Annotated in this window: 13 protein-coding genes and 1 pseudogene; 10 read left to right on the top strand and 4 right to left on the bottom strand. The window is 73.0% G+C overall.

The annotated features are described in order from the left end of the window. Positions 1-18 precede the first annotated feature (18 nt). Entirely contained in the window at positions 19-1,065 is a 1,047-nt protein-coding gene (locus AB0N27_RS18055) for a DUF4192 domain-containing protein (RefSeq protein ID WP_364370308.1), read from the bottom strand. Between the two features lie 152 nt (positions 1,066-1,217). On the opposite strand from AB0N27_RS18055, the gene AB0N27_RS18050 reads away from it, so the two are divergent. From AB0N27_RS18050 to AB0N27_RS18030, 5 genes are all read left to right on the top strand, one after another. Further along, positions 1,218-2,132: a fructosamine kinase family protein gene (locus AB0N27_RS18050; RefSeq protein ID WP_364370305.1), complete on the top strand. Its 915-nt coding sequence runs from the start codon at positions 1,218-1,220 to the stop codon at positions 2,130-2,132. Further along, positions 2,129-3,142 (top strand): GTP 3',8-cyclase MoaA, encoded by a 1,014-nt coding sequence (gene moaA / locus AB0N27_RS18045; RefSeq protein ID WP_364370302.1) that lies wholly within the window; start codon positions 2,129-2,131, stop codon positions 3,140-3,142. The genes AB0N27_RS18050 and moaA overlap by 4 nt, the downstream gene beginning before the upstream one ends. Before the next feature lie 18 nt (positions 3,143-3,160). Continuing rightward, positions 3,161-3,400, top strand: a complete 240-nt coding sequence (locus AB0N27_RS18040) for a MoaD/ThiS family protein (protein WP_364370820.1) — start codon at positions 3,161-3,163, stop codon at positions 3,398-3,400. 13 nt (positions 3,401-3,413) lie between these two features. After that, positions 3,414-4,658 (top strand): metallophosphoesterase, encoded by a 1,245-nt coding sequence (locus tag AB0N27_RS18035; RefSeq protein ID WP_364370299.1) that lies wholly within the window; start codon positions 3,414-3,416, stop codon positions 4,656-4,658. A 61-nt stretch (positions 4,659-4,719) separates the two neighbouring features. Continuing rightward, complete coding sequence (locus AB0N27_RS18030; protein WP_364370296.1) at positions 4,720-7,902, top strand: UvrD-helicase domain-containing protein; 3,183 nt, start codon at positions 4,720-4,722, stop codon at positions 7,900-7,902. 102 nt (positions 7,903-8,004) lie between these two features. On the opposite strand, the gene AB0N27_RS18025 is transcribed toward AB0N27_RS18030, so the two are convergent. Continuing rightward, positions 8,005-8,634: a prepilin peptidase gene (locus AB0N27_RS18025; RefSeq protein WP_364370293.1), complete on the bottom strand. Its 630-nt coding sequence runs from the start codon at positions 8,632-8,634 to the stop codon at positions 8,005-8,007. Positions 8,635-8,644: 10 nt separating this feature from the next. Further along, entirely contained in the window at positions 8,645-9,637 is a 993-nt protein-coding gene (locus AB0N27_RS18020) for an EamA family transporter (RefSeq protein WP_364370290.1), read from the bottom strand. 420 nt (positions 9,638-10,057) lie between these two features. Here AB0N27_RS18020 and AB0N27_RS18015 point away from each other — a divergent pair. The 3 genes and pseudogenes from AB0N27_RS18015 to AB0N27_RS18005 all read left to right on the top strand — a co-directional run. Continuing rightward, positions 10,058-10,498: pseudogene (locus AB0N27_RS18015) on the top strand (flagellar basal body protein FliL); the annotation flags it as partial. Positions 10,499-10,934: 436 nt separating this feature from the next. Continuing rightward, on the top strand, positions 10,935-11,345 hold the full coding sequence (locus tag AB0N27_RS18010) for a hypothetical protein (protein ID WP_364370817.1): 411 nt from the start codon (positions 10,935-10,937) through the stop codon (positions 11,343-11,345). 152 nt (positions 11,346-11,497) lie between these two features. Continuing rightward, a complete protein-coding gene (locus AB0N27_RS18005; RefSeq protein ID WP_364370287.1) occupies positions 11,498-12,739 on the top strand; it encodes an ATP-binding protein in 1,242 nt (413 codons plus the stop codon). Positions 12,740-12,748: 9 nt separating this feature from the next. Here the strand turns inward: AB0N27_RS18005 and AB0N27_RS18000 are convergent, their stop codons facing one another. Next, entirely contained in the window at positions 12,749-13,297 is a 549-nt protein-coding gene (locus AB0N27_RS18000; protein ID WP_364370284.1) for an N-acetyltransferase, read from the bottom strand. A 133-nt stretch (positions 13,298-13,430) separates the two neighbouring features. Here AB0N27_RS18000 and AB0N27_RS17995 point away from each other — a divergent pair, with 133 nt between their 5' ends. Both AB0N27_RS17995 and AB0N27_RS17990 read left to right on the top strand, forming a co-directional pair. Continuing rightward, positions 13,431-13,979 (top strand): DoxX family protein, encoded by a 549-nt coding sequence (locus tag AB0N27_RS17995; RefSeq protein ID WP_364370281.1) that lies wholly within the window; start codon positions 13,431-13,433, stop codon positions 13,977-13,979. A 215-nt stretch (positions 13,980-14,194) separates the two neighbouring features. Continuing rightward, complete coding sequence (locus tag AB0N27_RS17990; protein WP_364370278.1) at positions 14,195-15,640, top strand: glycosyltransferase 87 family protein; 1,446 nt, start codon at positions 14,195-14,197, stop codon at positions 15,638-15,640. The last annotated feature ends 2 nt before the right edge of the window (positions 15,641-15,642 follow it).

Here is a 15,642-nt window from a genome sequence, read left to right as displayed (position 1 = left end):
GGCGCTGCGCGACGCGGGTCAGCCCCGGCCACGTCGACGCCTCTTGCGAGGCCGGACCACCCCGGGCATGCCGACCGACGGCCAACCATCCAGCTCGGACGGGGGCACCCCGCGCCGCAGCAGGTCATCCAGGAGCAGGGCGAGCGAGTAGTCAGGAGTCAGACTCAGCGTGCGTTCCAGCGCCACCGCCGCCAGCGCACCCTGCCCGGCTCGCCACGCGGCGAACGCCAGCAACGAGCCCGGCGCCGCGGTCAACTCCGGGTCGGCCCGACGCAGCACGTCGGTCCAGAGAGCGATGTCCCGATCCCGACCATCGGTGCGCTCCCACGCGTGGTCACGGATCGGCAGATGGGTCAGCAGCACGCTCAACCAGGCCACCTCGTCGTCGTCGAGTCGTACGCCCCGCCCCTGCGCGCGCTGCGCCTCGCGGACCGCCGCCACCCCTGCGGAGCGCACGGCCCGACCGCCGAGCAAATCGCTCGCGGGCGCCTGCCCGGCCAGCTCGGTCAGCCTCAGCCGGGCGCGGGCGGTGGCGGCGCGGGCCGCGGCCCGGGCGTCGCCGGACACCGGTGCCACCTGCGCCACGAGGGCGGCCCGGTCCGGCAGGGCGACCTGGCCGGCGAACACCGCCGAGGCGGTCACCTGGTTGGCCGAGGCGTCGTGGCGCCGGCCTTCGGGAGGGCAGCAGTCGGCCTCGGCGCAGAGGTAGGACCACCAGCGGTCGCCGGTGACCCGCAGCGCGTCGAGCACCTCCAGCCCGACACCGGCGAGGGCGAGACGCACCGCGTCCACACTCGGTGTCACCCGTTCGGGAGGCCCGTAGCCGACCACGGTGGCGGACTCCGCGCCCTGGCGCAGGATCACCCCGGCCAGGTGCCGGGCCGGCTCGGCCGGATCGGTGGACGGGGCCGGCAGGTCGGCGCGGGCGGCGAAGATGATCTGCCGGCCGCGCAGCGCCACCGCGACGACGCTGTCGGCGGGATGGAAGCCGAGCAGGTACGGCACGGCGGCGATCAGGTCGGCGGGTGAGCGGACGGCGAGCTGGGCACGGTCGGTCGAGGTCATGTGGGGAGCGTGCGACCCGCCCAGCCGTCCCCGCCGCCCCTGTGGACGACACGCGGCTTATCCACAGTTACCGAGCGTATTTGTCCAGGTGGACGCGTTCTGATGTGCTCACACGACACAGATGTGTCACGGGGAGCGGTTACCGTGCGCTGATGGACCTGGCGTACCTGCGCGCGCATCCGGCACACCTGCCGACGTTCCGTACCCACCAACGGATCCGGGAGACACCCGTCGCCGGTGGGGACATCTGCGCGGCGGCCCGGCTCACCCTCGACGACGGGCACTCCGTCTTCGCCAAGTCCTGGCCCGAACAGGCCGACCGTCAGGTGCCTGAGGGTTTCTTCGAGACCGAGGCGGCCGGCTTGCGCTGGCTGCGGGAGGCGGGCGCGGTCGCCGTACCCGAGGTGCTCGTGGCGCTGCCCGACCTGCTGGCGCTCGACTGGGTGGAGCCCGGCGAGCCGACGCGGGAGGCGGCGGAGCGGTTCGGCCGCGAGCTGGCCGACCTGCACCGGGCCGGCGCCCCCACCTTCGGCGCGCCCTGGCCCGGCTTCATCGGGGCGCTCGAGCAGGACAACACCGCCGACGACGGCCCCTGGTCGACGTGGTTCGCCGAACGGCGACTCGCCCCCCACCTGCGCCGCTCGGTCGACCGGGGCGCTCTGACGCTCAAGGACGCCGCGCTTGTCGAGCAGGTGATGGGCCGATTGGGCGAGTTCGGCGGCGACGAGCTACCGGCACGCATCCACGGCGACCTGTGGCCGGGCAACGTGCTGTGGGGCGCGGACGACCGGGTCTGGCTCATCGACCCGGCGGCGCACGGCGGGCACCGGGAGACCGATCTCGCCCAGCTGGCGCTCTTCGGCGGCCTCCCCCACCTGGACACGGTGCTGGCCGCCTATCGGGAGAGCTGGCCGCTGTCGGCCGGCTGGCGCGAACGGGTGCCGCTGCACCAACTCCACCTGCTGCTCGTGCACACCGCGCTGTTCGGCGGCGGCTGGCGCGATGCGGTCGTCGAGAACGCCCGTGCCGCCCTTGGCCGGGCCGGGCGCGCTACGGTCGACAGGTGAGCGTCGCCCCGCGGTCCGACGGCGTCCTCGTCGACCGGTACGGCCGCGTCGCCCGGGACCTGCGCGTGTCCCTGACCGACAAGTGCAATCTGCGCTGCACCTACTGCATGCCTGCCGAGGGGCTGCCCTGGCTGGCCGGCCCCGAGCTGCTCACCGACGCGGAGATCGTCCGGCTGGTCCGGTTGGCCGTCGAGCGGCTCGGCGTGACCGAGGTGCGGTTCACCGGGGGCGAGCCGCTGATCCGCGCCGGCCTGGTGGACATCGTGGCCTCGGTGGCCGCCGTCGAGCCCCGCCCCCGGATCTCCCTCACCACCAACGGCATCGGCCTGGACCGGCTGGCCCCGGCGCTGCGTACGGCCGGTCTGGACCGGGTGAACGTCTCCCTCGACACGCTCGATCCGGCCCGGTTCACCCAGCTCACCCGTCGTCCCCGGCTGGACGCGGTGCTCGCCGGGCTCGCCGGGGCCGCCGCCGCTGGCCTCGACCCCGTGAAGATCAACTCGGTGCTGATGCGCGGCGTCAACGAGGACGAGGGGCCGGCGCTGCTCCGCTTCGCCCTCGACCACGGCTACCAGCTGCGGATCATCGAGCAGATGCCGCTGGACGCCCAGCACGGTTGGGACCGCGACACCATGGTCACCGCCGAGGAGATCCTCGCGTCGTTGCGTACCCGATTCGACCTCAGTCCCGACCCGACCGAACGCGGCGCGGCCCCGGCGGAGACCTGGCTGGTCGACGGCGGCCCGGCCCGGGTGGGCGTGATCGCCAGCGTCACCCGCCCCTTCTGCGGTGACTGCGACCGCACCCGGCTGACTGCTGACGGCCAGGTCCGCGCGTGTCTCTTCGCCACCGAGGAGTCCGACCTGCGTGCCGCGCTTCGCGGCGGCGCGGACGACGAGGAGCTGGCCCGACGCTGGCGCACCGCCATGTGGGGCAAACGCGCCGGGCACGGCATCGACGACCCCACCTTCCTCCAGCCGACCCGTCCGATGTCCGCGATCGGAGGCTGACGCGTGGACCAGGCATCGATGACCGTCCGCTACTTCGCGGGTGCGCGCGCCGCAGTCGGGCGCTCCGAGGAGGTCGTACCGGCCGGCCGGTCCCTCGACGACCTCACCGTCGACCTGGGCCGGCGGCACGGTGACCGTCTCGCCGCCGTGCTGCGCGTCGCGAGTTTCCTCGTGGACGGCGTCACCTGTCATGATCGTGCGACACCCCTGCCGGGCGGGGCCACGATCGACGTCCTGCCGCCGTTCGCGGGCGGCTGAGGGAGGCGCACAGATGTTGGCGGTAGTGGGGTTCGTGGCTGTCCTGGCGCTGGTCACCGGCCTCATCCACCTCTACCTGTGGAAGCGGCTCGTCCGGGACACCACCACGCCGGGTCGGTGGCGGCGGGCCGGCGGAATCGCGGCGCTGGTGCTGGCGTTCCTCGTGCCGGTCACCCTGACCAGCACGCAGGCCGGCCTCTACTGGCTCGCCTGGCCCGGCTACCTGTGGCTCGCGCTGATGTTATACCTGCTCGTCGTGCTCATCGTGCTGGAAGTGCCGATGCTCGTCACCCGGCTGGTCCTGCGTCGCCGGGTGGTTGCCGCCGAGCCCACCACCGCCGCGCCCGAGCCGGTGCTCGTCGGCGCCGCCGGGCCGACCGAGCCGCCGGCCGCCGCCGCCACCGCGACGCCAGACCACGACCCGGCCCGTCGGCTGCTGCTCGCCCGTGGGGCGGCCATCTTCGCCGGCCTCACCGCCGCCGGCATCACGGGGTACGGCGTACGCACCGCTCTCGGCCCGCCGCGACTGGACCGGGTGCAGATCCCGCTCGCCAAGCTCCCGCGATCCATGGACGGCCTGCGCATCGCCACCGTCTCCGACATCCACCTCGGCCCGCTGCGCGGCCGCGCGCACACCGAGCGGATCGTCGCCGCCATCAACCGGCTCGACGCCGACCTGGTGGCTGTCGTCGGTGACCTTGTCGACGGCTCGGTGGCCGAGCTGGGTTCGGCCGCCGCGCCGCTTCGTGACCTGCGCTCCCGGTACGGCAGCTTCTTCGTCACAGGCAACCACGAGTACTACTCAGGCGTCGAGGAGTGGGTCCAGGAGGTCGACCGGCTCGGCCTGCGGGTCCTGCAGAACCGGCGGCAGGAGATCCGGACGCCGGGCGGCGTGCTCGACCTGGCCGGGGTCAACGACGTGTCGGCCGCCGGCACCGGGCTGGCCGCCCCGCCCGACTTCGCCGCCGCTCTTGGCGACCGCGACCCGAGCCGGCCGGTGGTCCTGCTGGCGCACCAACCGATCGCCGCGGTCGACGCCGCGAAGTTCGGCGTCGACCTGCAACTGTCCGGGCACACCCACGGCGGGCAGATGGTGCCGTTCAACCTGGCCGTGCGGTTGGAGCAGCCGGTGGTCAGCGGGCTCGGCGAGGTCGACGGCACGAAGGTCTACGTGACCAACGGCGCCGGTTTCTGGGGCCCTCCGGTGCGGGTCGGCGCGGAGCCGCAGATCAGTGTGGTCGAGTTGCGCTCGGCATAGCGGACGTCACGTCCGCGCGTGGCGGCGGGCGACCCGCGTGGCGGGCGTGACAGGATGCGGCGTGCCCCCGTTCAGCGCCGTACCCTCCGGTGGCCTTCCGCCATTCGTCGCGGACCTGCACATCCACTCGAAGTACTCGCGCGCGTGCAGCCGGGACCTCACCCTGCCGAACCTCGCCTGGTGGGCGCGGCGCAAGGGAATCGCAGTGCTCGGCACGGGGGACTTCACCCACCCCGCCTGGTACGACCACCTGGTGGAGACGCTGCGCCCGGCGGAGCCGGGACTGTACCGGCTCGACCCGGAGGCGGAGCGGGACGTCGCCCGCCGGCTGCCGCCCCGGCTCGCCGGTACGACCGAGGCGGACGCGGTCCGGTTCATGCTGAGCGTGGAGATCTCCACCATCTACAAGCGGGACGACCGGACCCGCAAGGTGCACCACCTGATCTACCTGCCCGATCTGGAGGCGGTGGCCCGGTTCAACACCGCGCTGGGGCGGATCGGCAATCTCGGCTCCGACGGCCGGCCGATCCTCGGCCTCGACTCGCGGGATCTGCTGGAGATCACCCTGGAGGCGAGCCCGGACGGGTATCTGGTGCCGGCGCACATCTGGACGCCGTGGTTCTCCGCGCTGGGCTCGAAGTCGGGCTTCGACGCGATCGCGGACTGCTACGCCGACCTGGCCGGGCACATCTTCGCCGTGGAGACGGGCCTCTCCTCCGACCCGGCGATGAACTGGCGGGTCGGCAGCCTGGACGGCTACCAGCTGGTGTCCAACTCGGACGCGCACTCTCCGCCCGCGCTGGGCCGGGAGGCGACAGTGCTGACCGCCCAACGGGACTACTTCGCCGTCCGGGAGGCGTTGCGCACCGGCGACGGGCTGGCCGGCACCATCGAGTTCTTCCCGGAGGAGGGCAAGTACCACGCGGACGGGCACCGGCTGTGCGGGGTCAACTGGTCCCCGGAACGCACGCGGGCCGCCGGCGGACGCTGCCCCGAGTGCGGCAAGCCGCTCACCGTGGGCGTGCTCAGCCGGATCGAGGAGCTGGCCGACCGTCCGGAGGGACACCGCCCGGCGCATGCCCGCGAGGTCACCCACCTGGTGCCGCTGGCCGAGATCCTCGGCGAGATCAACAAGGTGGGCGCCCGCTCGAAGAAGGTCGAGGGGCGGTTCAACGAGTTGCTGGCCGCGCTCGGCCCCGAACTGGAGATCCTGACCGGGACGCCGTTGCCGGACATCGCGCAGGTCGGCGGCGAGCTGCTCGCGGAGGGCATCGGCCGGCTGCGGCGCGGTGACGTCCGCCGGGTGCCCGGCTACGACGGCGAGTACGGAGTGATCACCCTGTTCGATCCGTCCGAGCTGGGTACGCAGGAGACGCTGTTCGACGTACCCGTGCCCGCGCAGCGGCGCCCCGCGGAGCCGGCGCCCCGGGCCGCGGCCAAGCGCCAGGCTGCGCCCAGGGCGGAGCCGAAGCGCAAGGCCCCGGCGCCGCCGCCCGCCCCGCCGATCGCGTCGCCACCGTCGCCACACGAACCCTTCGAGCCGATGCTCTCCGGCATGGAGGAGGTCGGCACGGGTCTGCTGGACCGGCTGGACGCGATGCAGCGGGTGGCCGCGTCCGCGCCCGGCGGGCCGCTGCTCATCGTGGCCGGTCCGGGCACCGGCAAGACGCGGACGCTCACCCACCGGATCGCGTACCTCTGTGCCGAGCTGAACGTCTTCCCCGAGCACTGCCTGGCCATCACGTTCACCCGCCGCGCGGCGGAGGAGCTGCGGCACCGCCTCGACAGTCTGCTCGGCCCGGTCGCCGAGGACGTCACCGTGGGCACGTTCCACGCGCTGGGGTTGACCATCCTGCGGGAGAACGCCGACGCGGTGGGCCTGCCTGTCGGCTTCCGGATCGCCGACGACGCCGAGCGGGCGGCGGCCCGGTCGGAGGCCGGTGACGACCCCGCCACCTACACGACGCTGCTGCGCAAGCAGGACCTCGTCGACCTCGACGAGCTGGTGAGCCTGCCCGTGGAGCTGCTGCGGGCCGACCGGAAGCTGGTCCAGCGGTACCGGGACCGCTGGCGGTGGATCTTCGTCGACGAGTACCAGGACGTCGACGCGGTGCAGTACGAGCTGCTGCGGCTGCTCAGCCCCGCCGACGGCAACCTGTGCGCCATCGGTGACCCGGACCAGGCGATCTACTCGTTCCGGGGTGCCGACGTCGGCTACTTCCTGCGCTTCTCCGAGGACTTCACCGACGCCCGACTGGTCCGGCTCAACCGCAACTACCGCTCGTCGGCCCCCATCCTGGCCGCCGCCGTGCAGGCCATCGCCCCGTCCTCGCTGGTCCGGGGCCGACGGCTGGACCCGGCCCGCCTCGACCCGGAGGCGCCGTTGGTCGGCCGGTATCCGGCTGCGTCGGTCGCCGAGGAGGCCGACTTCGTGGTGCGTACGGTCGACGAGCTGGTCGGCGGGCTGTCCCACCGTTCACTGGACTCGGGCCGGATCGACGGCCGGGCCACCTCCTTGTCGTTCTCCGACATCGCGGTGCTGTACCGCACCGACGCGCAGGCCGCGCCGATCGTGGACGCCCTGGCCCGGGCCAACATCCCGGTGCAGAAGCGCTCACACGACCGGCTGCGGGACCGGCCGGGCGTGGCGGCCATCGCACGCGAGCTGCGGCACGCCGACGGGTTGGCCGGCTCGCTGGCCGCCCGGGTGCGCCTGGCCGGCCAGGTGGTCGCCGAGCGGTTCGCGGTGCCCACCCTGGACGGCACCGGCGGGGCTGTCCGCCCCGAGGACGTCCGCTCGGCGGTGGACCTGCTGACCCCGTTGGCCCGTCGCTGCGGCGACGACCTGGAGGCCTTCCTGTCGCAGTTGGCCACCGGCGCGGAGGTGGACGCGCTCGACCCGCGCGCGGAGGCGGTCACCCTGCTCACCCTGCACGCCGCGAAGGGCCTGGAGTTCCAGGTGGTCTTCCTGGTCGGGGCCGAGGACGGGCTGCTGCCGCTGCGCTGGCCGGGCTCGACGCCGGACGAGGACGCGGTCGCCGAGGAGCGCCGTCTCTTCTTCGTCGGTCTGACCCGGGCCCAGGACCGCCTGTACGTCAGTCACGCCGCCCGCCGTACCCGGCACGGTGTGGAGCGCGAGTGCAGTCCGTCGCCGTTCCTGAACACGATCGACCCTGGCCTGTTCGAACGGTTCGGCGAAACCGAACCCCGCCGCCCCAAAGACCGCCAGCTCCGCCTGATCTGACCCGTGACCGCCCCGTCGATCTTGCGCTTTCGGTTGCCGTGATGCCGTGATCCGCACCTTTCGCACCAACAAAAAGTGCAAGATCGACGGGGAGGGTGGGGGTTACGTCACGAGCACCGCGAGCCAGGTGCCGGTTAGCAGGGCCGGGCCCAGGGGGAGCAGCGTTTTCCGGTTCGCTCTCCGGGTGGCCAGCAGGGTGAGCACCAGGGTGCCGTGCAGCAGATGCGGCAGGAGCAGGCCGGCGAGGAGGGCGTCGCGGCCCAGCCAACCGAGCGGCAGGCCCAGGACGGCTGCGAGTTTGACGTCCCCGAAGCCCAGCCGCGACCCGGGGAGCAGCGCCAGCAGCACGTGGGCCGCCCCGGCGACGGTCGCGCCGGCCAGCGCGCCGAGCAGCCGCGCCGGGTCGTCGGCCAGCACCGCAGCGCCGGTCAGGCCGGCGAGGGCCAGCACTCCCGCGGCGAGGACGAGCGGGTCGGGCAGCCGCAGGCAGACCAGGTCGACCCCGGCCAGCACCAGCCCGACCGCCGCCACCGCCAGGAACACCGGCAACGCCGGATCGTCACCCCGCGAAACGGCGAGCCCTCCGAAGACCACGGCCGCCACCACCGGCCCGAGCCGGAACCACCTGCCGCGCCGGGCCGGCGGGCCCGTGAAATGCCAGGCCAACGGGGGTACGACAAGACCGACCAGCCCGCCGAGCACCACCACCCCGAGCAGCGCGGCCGCCGACATGGGCCGGACGTTACCGGCGGTCCCCCACCGGCGCGGCCCCCGAACGCGTTTCCGCGCTGACCCGGCGCGGCCGTTCGGTGCTCACCACCACCGCCACCCCGGCCACGATCACCGCACCGCCGAGCAGGGTCTGCGCGGTGACCGGCTCGGCCACCAGCAGCGCGCCGAGCGCCACCGCGACCGCCGGGTTGACGTAGGCGTACGTCGAGACCAGCGAGATGGGTGCGTTGTGCAGCAGCCACACGTACGCGGTGAAGGCCACGAGCGAGCCGGCCACCATGAGGTACACCAGCGCGAGCCAGGACCTGGTGCTGACCGACGCGGGGTGGAAGTCGCGCAGTTCGCCCCGGCCGGCGGCGATGACGGCGAGTACCAGCGCGCCGGCAAGCATCTCGTACACCGTTGCGACGAACGGGTCGGCGGGCATCCGCAGACGTCCGGACAGGAATGATCCGACCGACCAGGAGACGGCCGCCGCGACCACTGTCAACGCCCCGACCAGCGGCACAACGCTCGTGCTTCCCGCCGGCAGCACGAGCAGCACCAGGCCGACGAAGCCCACGGTGACCCCGACGAACGTCCACGCCGGTGGCCGGTCCCCGGTGCCGGAGCGCAGCAGCACCACGAGCAGCGGCACGGTCGCCACCAGCAGCGCGGCGATGCCGGAGGGCACCGCCACCCCGGGCGGTCCGGACTCGGCGAGCACCACCAGGCCGTTGCCGCCGGCGAGCAGGAGCACCCCGACGAACGCGGCGGAGGCGAGCTGCCGGCGGTCCACCCGCAGCGCGCCCGGCCCGCGACGCAGCCGTAGCACCACGGCGAGCACCAGACCGGCGGCGGCGAACCGCATCGCCGCCGACGTCAACGCGGGAAGCGTCTCCACGGCGATCCGGATGGCCAGATAGGTGGAGCCCCAGAGGACGTAGACCACGATCAACGCGGTCCAGATCAGAGTCGGTGCGGGGCCGGGGCGGCCTGCGGCACTCGTCGGAGATGAGCTCATCGGTGGACCACGCTACGGTGACGTCGGAGCCCGCGTCCCGCTTTGGTGGCCGGCCTCTCACCACTCGTGCAGGAGGGCGGCATGACGAACTACGGACCACCGGGTGGCGGCGTGCCAGGGGCATGGCGTGGGCAGCGGCCCGACGAGACGCCCGGTCGCCCGGCGCAGCAGCCCTACCCGCCTGCGCAGCAGCCCTACCCGCCTGCGCAGCAGCCGTACCCGCCGGTGCCCCAGCCCTACCCGCCGGCGCAACCCGGCCGCCCCGGTCCCTACGGTGACGGCTCCTACGGTGGGGCGCCCCCCTACGGCGGCGAGTCCTACCGGCCGGCCGAGCCGGTAACGCCGTACGGCGGGCAGCAGTACCGGCCCGACGACCGTCCGTACGGCGGGGATCCCGAACCGCCACCGGGTCGCTCGGGCCGCGGGCCGTTGCTCGCGGTGCTCGTCGTCCTGCTGCTGCTCGTGGCCGGCGGCGGCGCCTACTGGTTCTTCAGCGGTCGGGACAACCCCGCACCTGTCGCCGCGCCGACCGCCTCGGCTCCGGCAGTGGACACCGCACCGAGTGTGGACGCCGCCGAGCCGGCACCGAGCGCGGCGGCACCGGAGTCGTCGGCCGACCCGCGGTTCGCCAAGGTCGGCCAGTGTGTCCGCAACGACGGCGCGGCTGGCGGCAAGCCCAAGCTGCTGATCAGCGAATGCGCACCGAAGTCGTACCAGGTGTTGAGCCGGATCGACGGCGCGACCAGCGGCGAGCGTGACGCCGAAGCCAAGTGCGCCAAGGTCGAGGGCTACACCAACTGGTACTTCTTCGACAGCGAACTGGACACCCTCGACTTCGTCCTCTGCCTCAAGCAGCGCTGAGCCCACCCACCCTGGGGATGACATGACGACCTACGGCCCACCGGGCTCCGGGCAGCCGGACGACCCGTACCAGCGCCCGCAGACCGGCTCCGACGGCCCGCCGCCGGTGGACCCGACCCTGCCGCAGTGGGGTCCGCCACCGTCCGGCGACGATCCGACCCGGCAGCAGTGGGGTCCCCCGCCGGGCGGCGAGGAGCCGCCGACCGCGCCCCTGTGGGGCCCTCCGCCGACGTCGAGACCGGGCTACCCGCCGCCCGCATCGGGGCCTGGCTACCCGCCGCCCACGTCGGGGGCGGGCTACCCGCCGCCGCCCGGCCCGTTTCCGCCGGCCGGCCCGACGCCGGGAGCGGTGCCCGGAGCGTGGGGTCCGCCGGTCCCCGGCGGGTACGCGATGCCGCCCGGCCCACCGGCGAAGAGGTCGGGAGGGAAGATCGCCCTGATCATCGGCCTCGTGGTGGTGCTCCTGCTGTGCCCGTGTCTGGGTCTGGCGGGCTGGGCGATCTGGAGGGCCGCCGACGCGGGCGACGACACGTCGTCCGCCCCGCCGATGAGGACGAGCGCCCCGATCGTCCCGCCCGCGCTGCCCAGCGCCGCGCCGAGCCCGAGTGAGGACGAGGACCAGGACGAGTTCGCCAAGGGTGACTGCGTGGTGAACGACGGCACCGAGGACGACGCCGAGCTGCGCAAGGTGTCCTGCGCTCCGGGCACGTACCAGGTTCTGCTGCGGATTCCGGCGACCACCGACGGGGACCGCTGCGAGACGCTCGCGCCTCAGGCCACAGCGAACTACGTGCACGACAACTCGATCGACCTGTTCGACTACGTGCTCTGCCTGAAGAAGCGGTGACCGGGTGGAAGCAGTGACCGGTAGACAAAACTAGTGCTGTCTAGCGTGGACGCTAGACAGCCCTAGTTTGTTGTCGACGATCCCCGACACGCCGGTAGCCGCATCTATCCATGTCTAGCCCCCCAGCTAGATGGCCCGATACTGTGCGATGCGTGGATCCGGTCCGCAACCCGTACGCACCTGGCGCCGGTCAGCGCCCTCCCGAACTCGCCGGGCGGGGGCGGGAGCTGGACGTCTTCGACATCGTGCTGGAGCGCATCGCCCGGGGCCGCCCCGAGCGCAGCCTGATGCTCACCGGGCTGCGCGGCGTCGGCAAGACCGTCCTGCTGAACACCCTCCGGTCGCAGGCGATCAACAGGCTCTGGGGCAGCGGCAAGATCGAGGCCCGACCGGACCAGTCGCTGCGCCGCCCGGTCGCCGCCGCACTGCACATGGCCGTCCGGGAGCTGGCTCCCCGCCACCGGGCACCGGACCGGATCGACGCCTTCCTCGGCGTCCTCAAGGCATTCGCCCAGCGGTCCACCCCGACCGGCCGGGCCGGCGCGTCCAGCAAACTCCGCGACCGGTGGCAGCCCGGCATCGACGTGCCCGCCGCCAGCGGCCGGGCCGACTCCGGTGACATCGAGATCGACCTGGTCGAGCTGCTCAGCGACGCCGCCGCCGTGGCCAGCGACGTGGGCACCGGCATCGCCATCTTCATCGACGAGATGCAGGACCTCGGTCCGGAGGACGTGTCCGCACTCTGCGCCGCCTGCCACGAGCTGTCCCAGCTCGGCGCGCCACTCATCGTCGTCGGCGCCGGCCTGCCGCACCTGCCGGCGGTGCTCAGCGCCGCCAAGTCGTACTCCGAACGGCTGTTCCGCTACCAGCGCATCGACCGGCTCGACCGGATCGCCGCCGATCAGGCGCTCTGCGCGCCGGCCGACCGGGAGGACGTCGAGTACGAGCAGAAGGCGCTCGACCTGCTCTACGAGAAGTCCGGCGGCTACCCGTACTTCGTCCAGGCGTACGGGAAGGCGACCTGGGATCACGCGCCCCGCTCACCGATCACCGCCGCCGACGTACGGGTCGCCGCGCCGGAGGCGGAGGCCGAACTGGCTGTCGGCTTCTTCGGCTCCCGGTTCGAACGAGCCACCCCCGCCGAACGCGAATACATGCGGGCGATGGCGACGTTGTCCCTGGTGGAGGGCGAGTCCGGCGGCGTGGTCCGCGACGACATGGACGCCGCGGTGCCGACCGCGGAGATCGCACGGGCCCTCGGCCGCAAGCCGGCGAGCCTGTCACCGGCCCGGGACGCCCTGATCAAGAAGGGGCTGATCTACTCCGGCGAACGCGGCACCGTGGCGTTCACCGTGCCCCACTTCGGCCGGTACCTGCGCACCCAGCCGGCCTGACCGGCCCGGTCAGACCCGGGACCAGGGGGCCGGAAAGAGCACCTCGCCGCGGGGCGGCGCCCCCTCCTCGCTGGTGGACGGCGGCAGCACGAACGCCTGCCAGGGCTCACCGAGGCCGGCCCACGGGCTGGTCAACCCCAGGTCGCCGGCCGGTCCGAAGCCGAACCGGCGGTAGAAGGCCGGATCGCCGAGGACCACCACGAGACGCTCACCCAGCTCGGTGGCGGCGTCCAGGGCGGCCTGTACGACTGCCGTCCCGTGCCCGACGCGCTGCCGGTGCGGGGCCACCGCCACCGGGCCGAGCGCCAACGCCGGCGCGGCGCCTCCCCGGTCCGGTCGGACCCGGACCCGGCTCAGCAGCGCGTACCCGACCACCTCGCCGCCGTACTCGGCGACCATGGCCAGCTCCGGGAGCCAGGCGTCGGTGCCGCGCAGCTCGTCGACGAGAACCACCTCGGGCGGCGTCGTCACGTCGGGGCGGGCGAAGGCGGCGGCCAGCACCCGACGTACCGGCCCGGAGTCGGCCGGGTCCTCGGGGCGTAGCCGCAGCGTGGTCACCCGCGCGACGTTACCCGCCACGGCTCGTCCATCAGCGATTGTCGCTGGAATCGGCGTGGCGACGTGCACGCTCGCCGATTCGGATCCGGCGGTTGCCGGGGTAGGAAACGCCGCGACGGGGTATGACTGATCCATGACGCCTGTACGCTCCCTCGCTCGCGCCATGCTGAGCGGCATCTTCGTGGTCAGCGGATACCGCAACCTGCGCGCGCCGCAGCGGCTGGCCCAGAAGGCCGCGCCGGTGACCGACCGGGCGGCGCCGCTGCTGCGGAGGGTGCACCCCAACTTCCCCACCGAGACCGAGCAGCTGATCCGACTCAACTCGGCGGTGCAGCTCGGTGCCGGGCTGATGCTCGCCACCGGAAAGCTCACCCGGCCGGCCGCCCTGGTCCTCGCCGGCACGATCGTGCCGACGACTGTCGCCGGGCATCCCTTCTGGAACAAGGAAGACGACCAGGCGACCCGCGACACGAACAAGATCCACTTCCTGAAGAACATGGGGCTTCTCGGTGGACTGCTGCTCGCCGCCGCCGACACCGAGGGCAGGCCGGGTCTGCGTTGGCGTACCGGCCACCGCATCGGCCACTCTCGACGTTCCGTGGAGCGTGCGGTCCGGACGGCCAGGCGAGAGGCGCGGATCGCCGTCCGATCCGCCGCCACCGCCCGGCGCATCCCGGGCTGACCTGCGTCGATCCTCCCCCTCGCCGCCGCCACCCCCCGCTAAGGCCGCGAATTACCTGAACCACCCGGTAGGCGTTAACGCGGTGGAAATGTCAAAAACATGTGTGGGATCGGACACGGTCGCATAACGCGGGAGGCACTGACGTGAGGCGCCGTTCTAGGCTCCGTGCAGGACCTGGACGGGTAGGACGACCTTGGTACGGGGGTGGCCACGCCATGCCGACGGCTGTCGGTAGACGGGCGGACCGCCTCGCCCCAATCCAACGCGTGACGCGCAGGATCGATCGCAGGAAAGTCGTACGTGGCGCCATCGTGGCTGCCGTCGCCTATGCCGCATGGCTCGCCATCGGCACCTTCGGGCGTCCGTACAACTTCTTCGATATGAAGATCTACCACGGCGCGGTGGTGTGGTGGGCGAGCGGTCACGAGCTCTACGAGTTCATCGCGCCAGGCACAACGCTCGGTTTCACCTACCCCCCGTTCGCCGGGCTGGTGATGCTGCCGATGGCACAACTGCCGATCGAGGCCGCCGGCATGGTCAACGCTCTCGCGAGCATCGCCGCGCTGGCCCTGGTGCTGGCCGGGCTTCTCCGGCCCATCGTGGACCGGCTGGCCTGGCCACTGTGGTTCACCGTGGCCCTGGCGGTGCCGCTCGCGGTCGCCATCGAACCGGGCCGGGAGACCCTCGGCTACGGCCAGGTCAACATCCTGCTCTTCGCGTTGATCATGGCCGATCTGATCGGGCTGCGCTGGCGTTCCCGCCGGGGCACCCACTACGCCGCGACGGACGGCCCCCTGCTGCGCTTCGTCTACGGCGGCGCCTGGGCGGGCGCCGGCATCGGTCTCGCCACAGCCGTCAAGCTCACCCCGGCGCTGTTCATCGCGTACCTGCTGATCACCCGCCAGTGGCGGGTCGCGGCCACCGCCATCGGCACCACGATCGGCGTGACCCTGGGTACGTTCGCGATCGTCGGCGACGAGTCGCGGACGTACTTCGGCAGCGTGCTCTGGCAGACCGAGCGGGTCGGCGCGGCGGACATGACGCCGAACCAGTCACTCGCCGGCCTGCTGGCCCGGCTGTACGACTCGATCGAGACCCCGGGGCTGCTGTGGTTCACCTTCTCGGTGCTGATCCTGGCGCTCGGCCTGTCCCGGGCGGCCAGTTCCCGCGCCGACGGTGACGAGCTGACCGCGTTCACGCTTGTCGGCCTGACCGCAAACGTGATCAGCCCGATCTCCTGGACGCACCACCTGGTCTGGGTCATCCCCGCGATCATCGTCCTGGCCGACGCCGCCGTACGCCGCCGCGAGGCGAGCCGGGGGGTGACGCAGCGCTCCGGTCAGGGCCCGGCGTTCGGCGGGTTCCCCGGGCTCAACGGGCTCCGCCCGCCGATCTGGTATCCCACACTGACCGGGCTCCGGCACGGCGTCGCCGCGATCGGGCTCTACCTGCTCTTCCTGATCTCGCCGATCTGGCCGTACGAGCACCAGCTGCCCGAGATGTCGCACTATCAGGACGGCCTGTTCGGCGCGCTGATGGAGAACTCGCTGGCGCTGGCGCTGATCGTGCTGGTCGCCGCGCTGCCCTGGCGACCGGGCGCCGAGCCGGCGTTCTACGGCGACCGGCTGGCCCGGGCCGTGACTGTCAACGGCCGCCGCTGAAC

The organism is Micromonospora sp. NPDC093244 (genome assembly GCF_040683695.1).
Classification (GTDB): Bacteria; Actinomycetota; Actinomycetes; order Mycobacteriales; family Micromonosporaceae; genus Micromonospora.
Note: the sequence above shows the minus strand (reverse complement) of the source record. Positions and strands in the feature narration are given on the sequence as shown.

Excerpts from the sequence above, each read along its gene's own strand:
- AB0N27_RS18055 (WP_364370308.1), bottom strand. The coding sequence starts at position 1,065 with ATGACCTCGACCGACCGTGCCCAGCTCGCCGTCCGCTCACCCGCCGAC.
- AB0N27_RS18050 (WP_364370305.1), top strand. The coding sequence starts at position 1,218 with ATGGACCTGGCGTACCTGCGCGCGCATCCGGCACACCTGCCGACGTTC.
- AB0N27_RS18040 (WP_364370820.1), top strand. The coding sequence starts at position 3,161 with ATGACCGTCCGCTACTTCGCGGGTGCGCGCGCCGCAGTCGGGCGCTCC.
- AB0N27_RS18035 (WP_364370299.1), top strand. The coding sequence starts at position 3,414 with ATGTTGGCGGTAGTGGGGTTCGTGGCTGTCCTGGCGCTGGTCACCGGC.
- AB0N27_RS18025 (WP_364370293.1), bottom strand. The coding sequence starts at position 8,634 with ATGTCGGCGGCCGCGCTGCTCGGGGTGGTGGTGCTCGGCGGGCTGGTC.
- AB0N27_RS18020 (WP_364370290.1), bottom strand. The coding sequence starts at position 9,637 with ATGAGCTCATCTCCGACGAGTGCCGCAGGCCGCCCCGGCCCCGCACCG.
- AB0N27_RS17995 (WP_364370281.1), top strand. The coding sequence starts at position 13,431 with ATGACGCCTGTACGCTCCCTCGCTCGCGCCATGCTGAGCGGCATCTTC.
- AB0N27_RS17990 (WP_364370278.1), top strand. The coding sequence starts at position 14,195 with ATGCCGACGGCTGTCGGTAGACGGGCGGACCGCCTCGCCCCAATCCAA.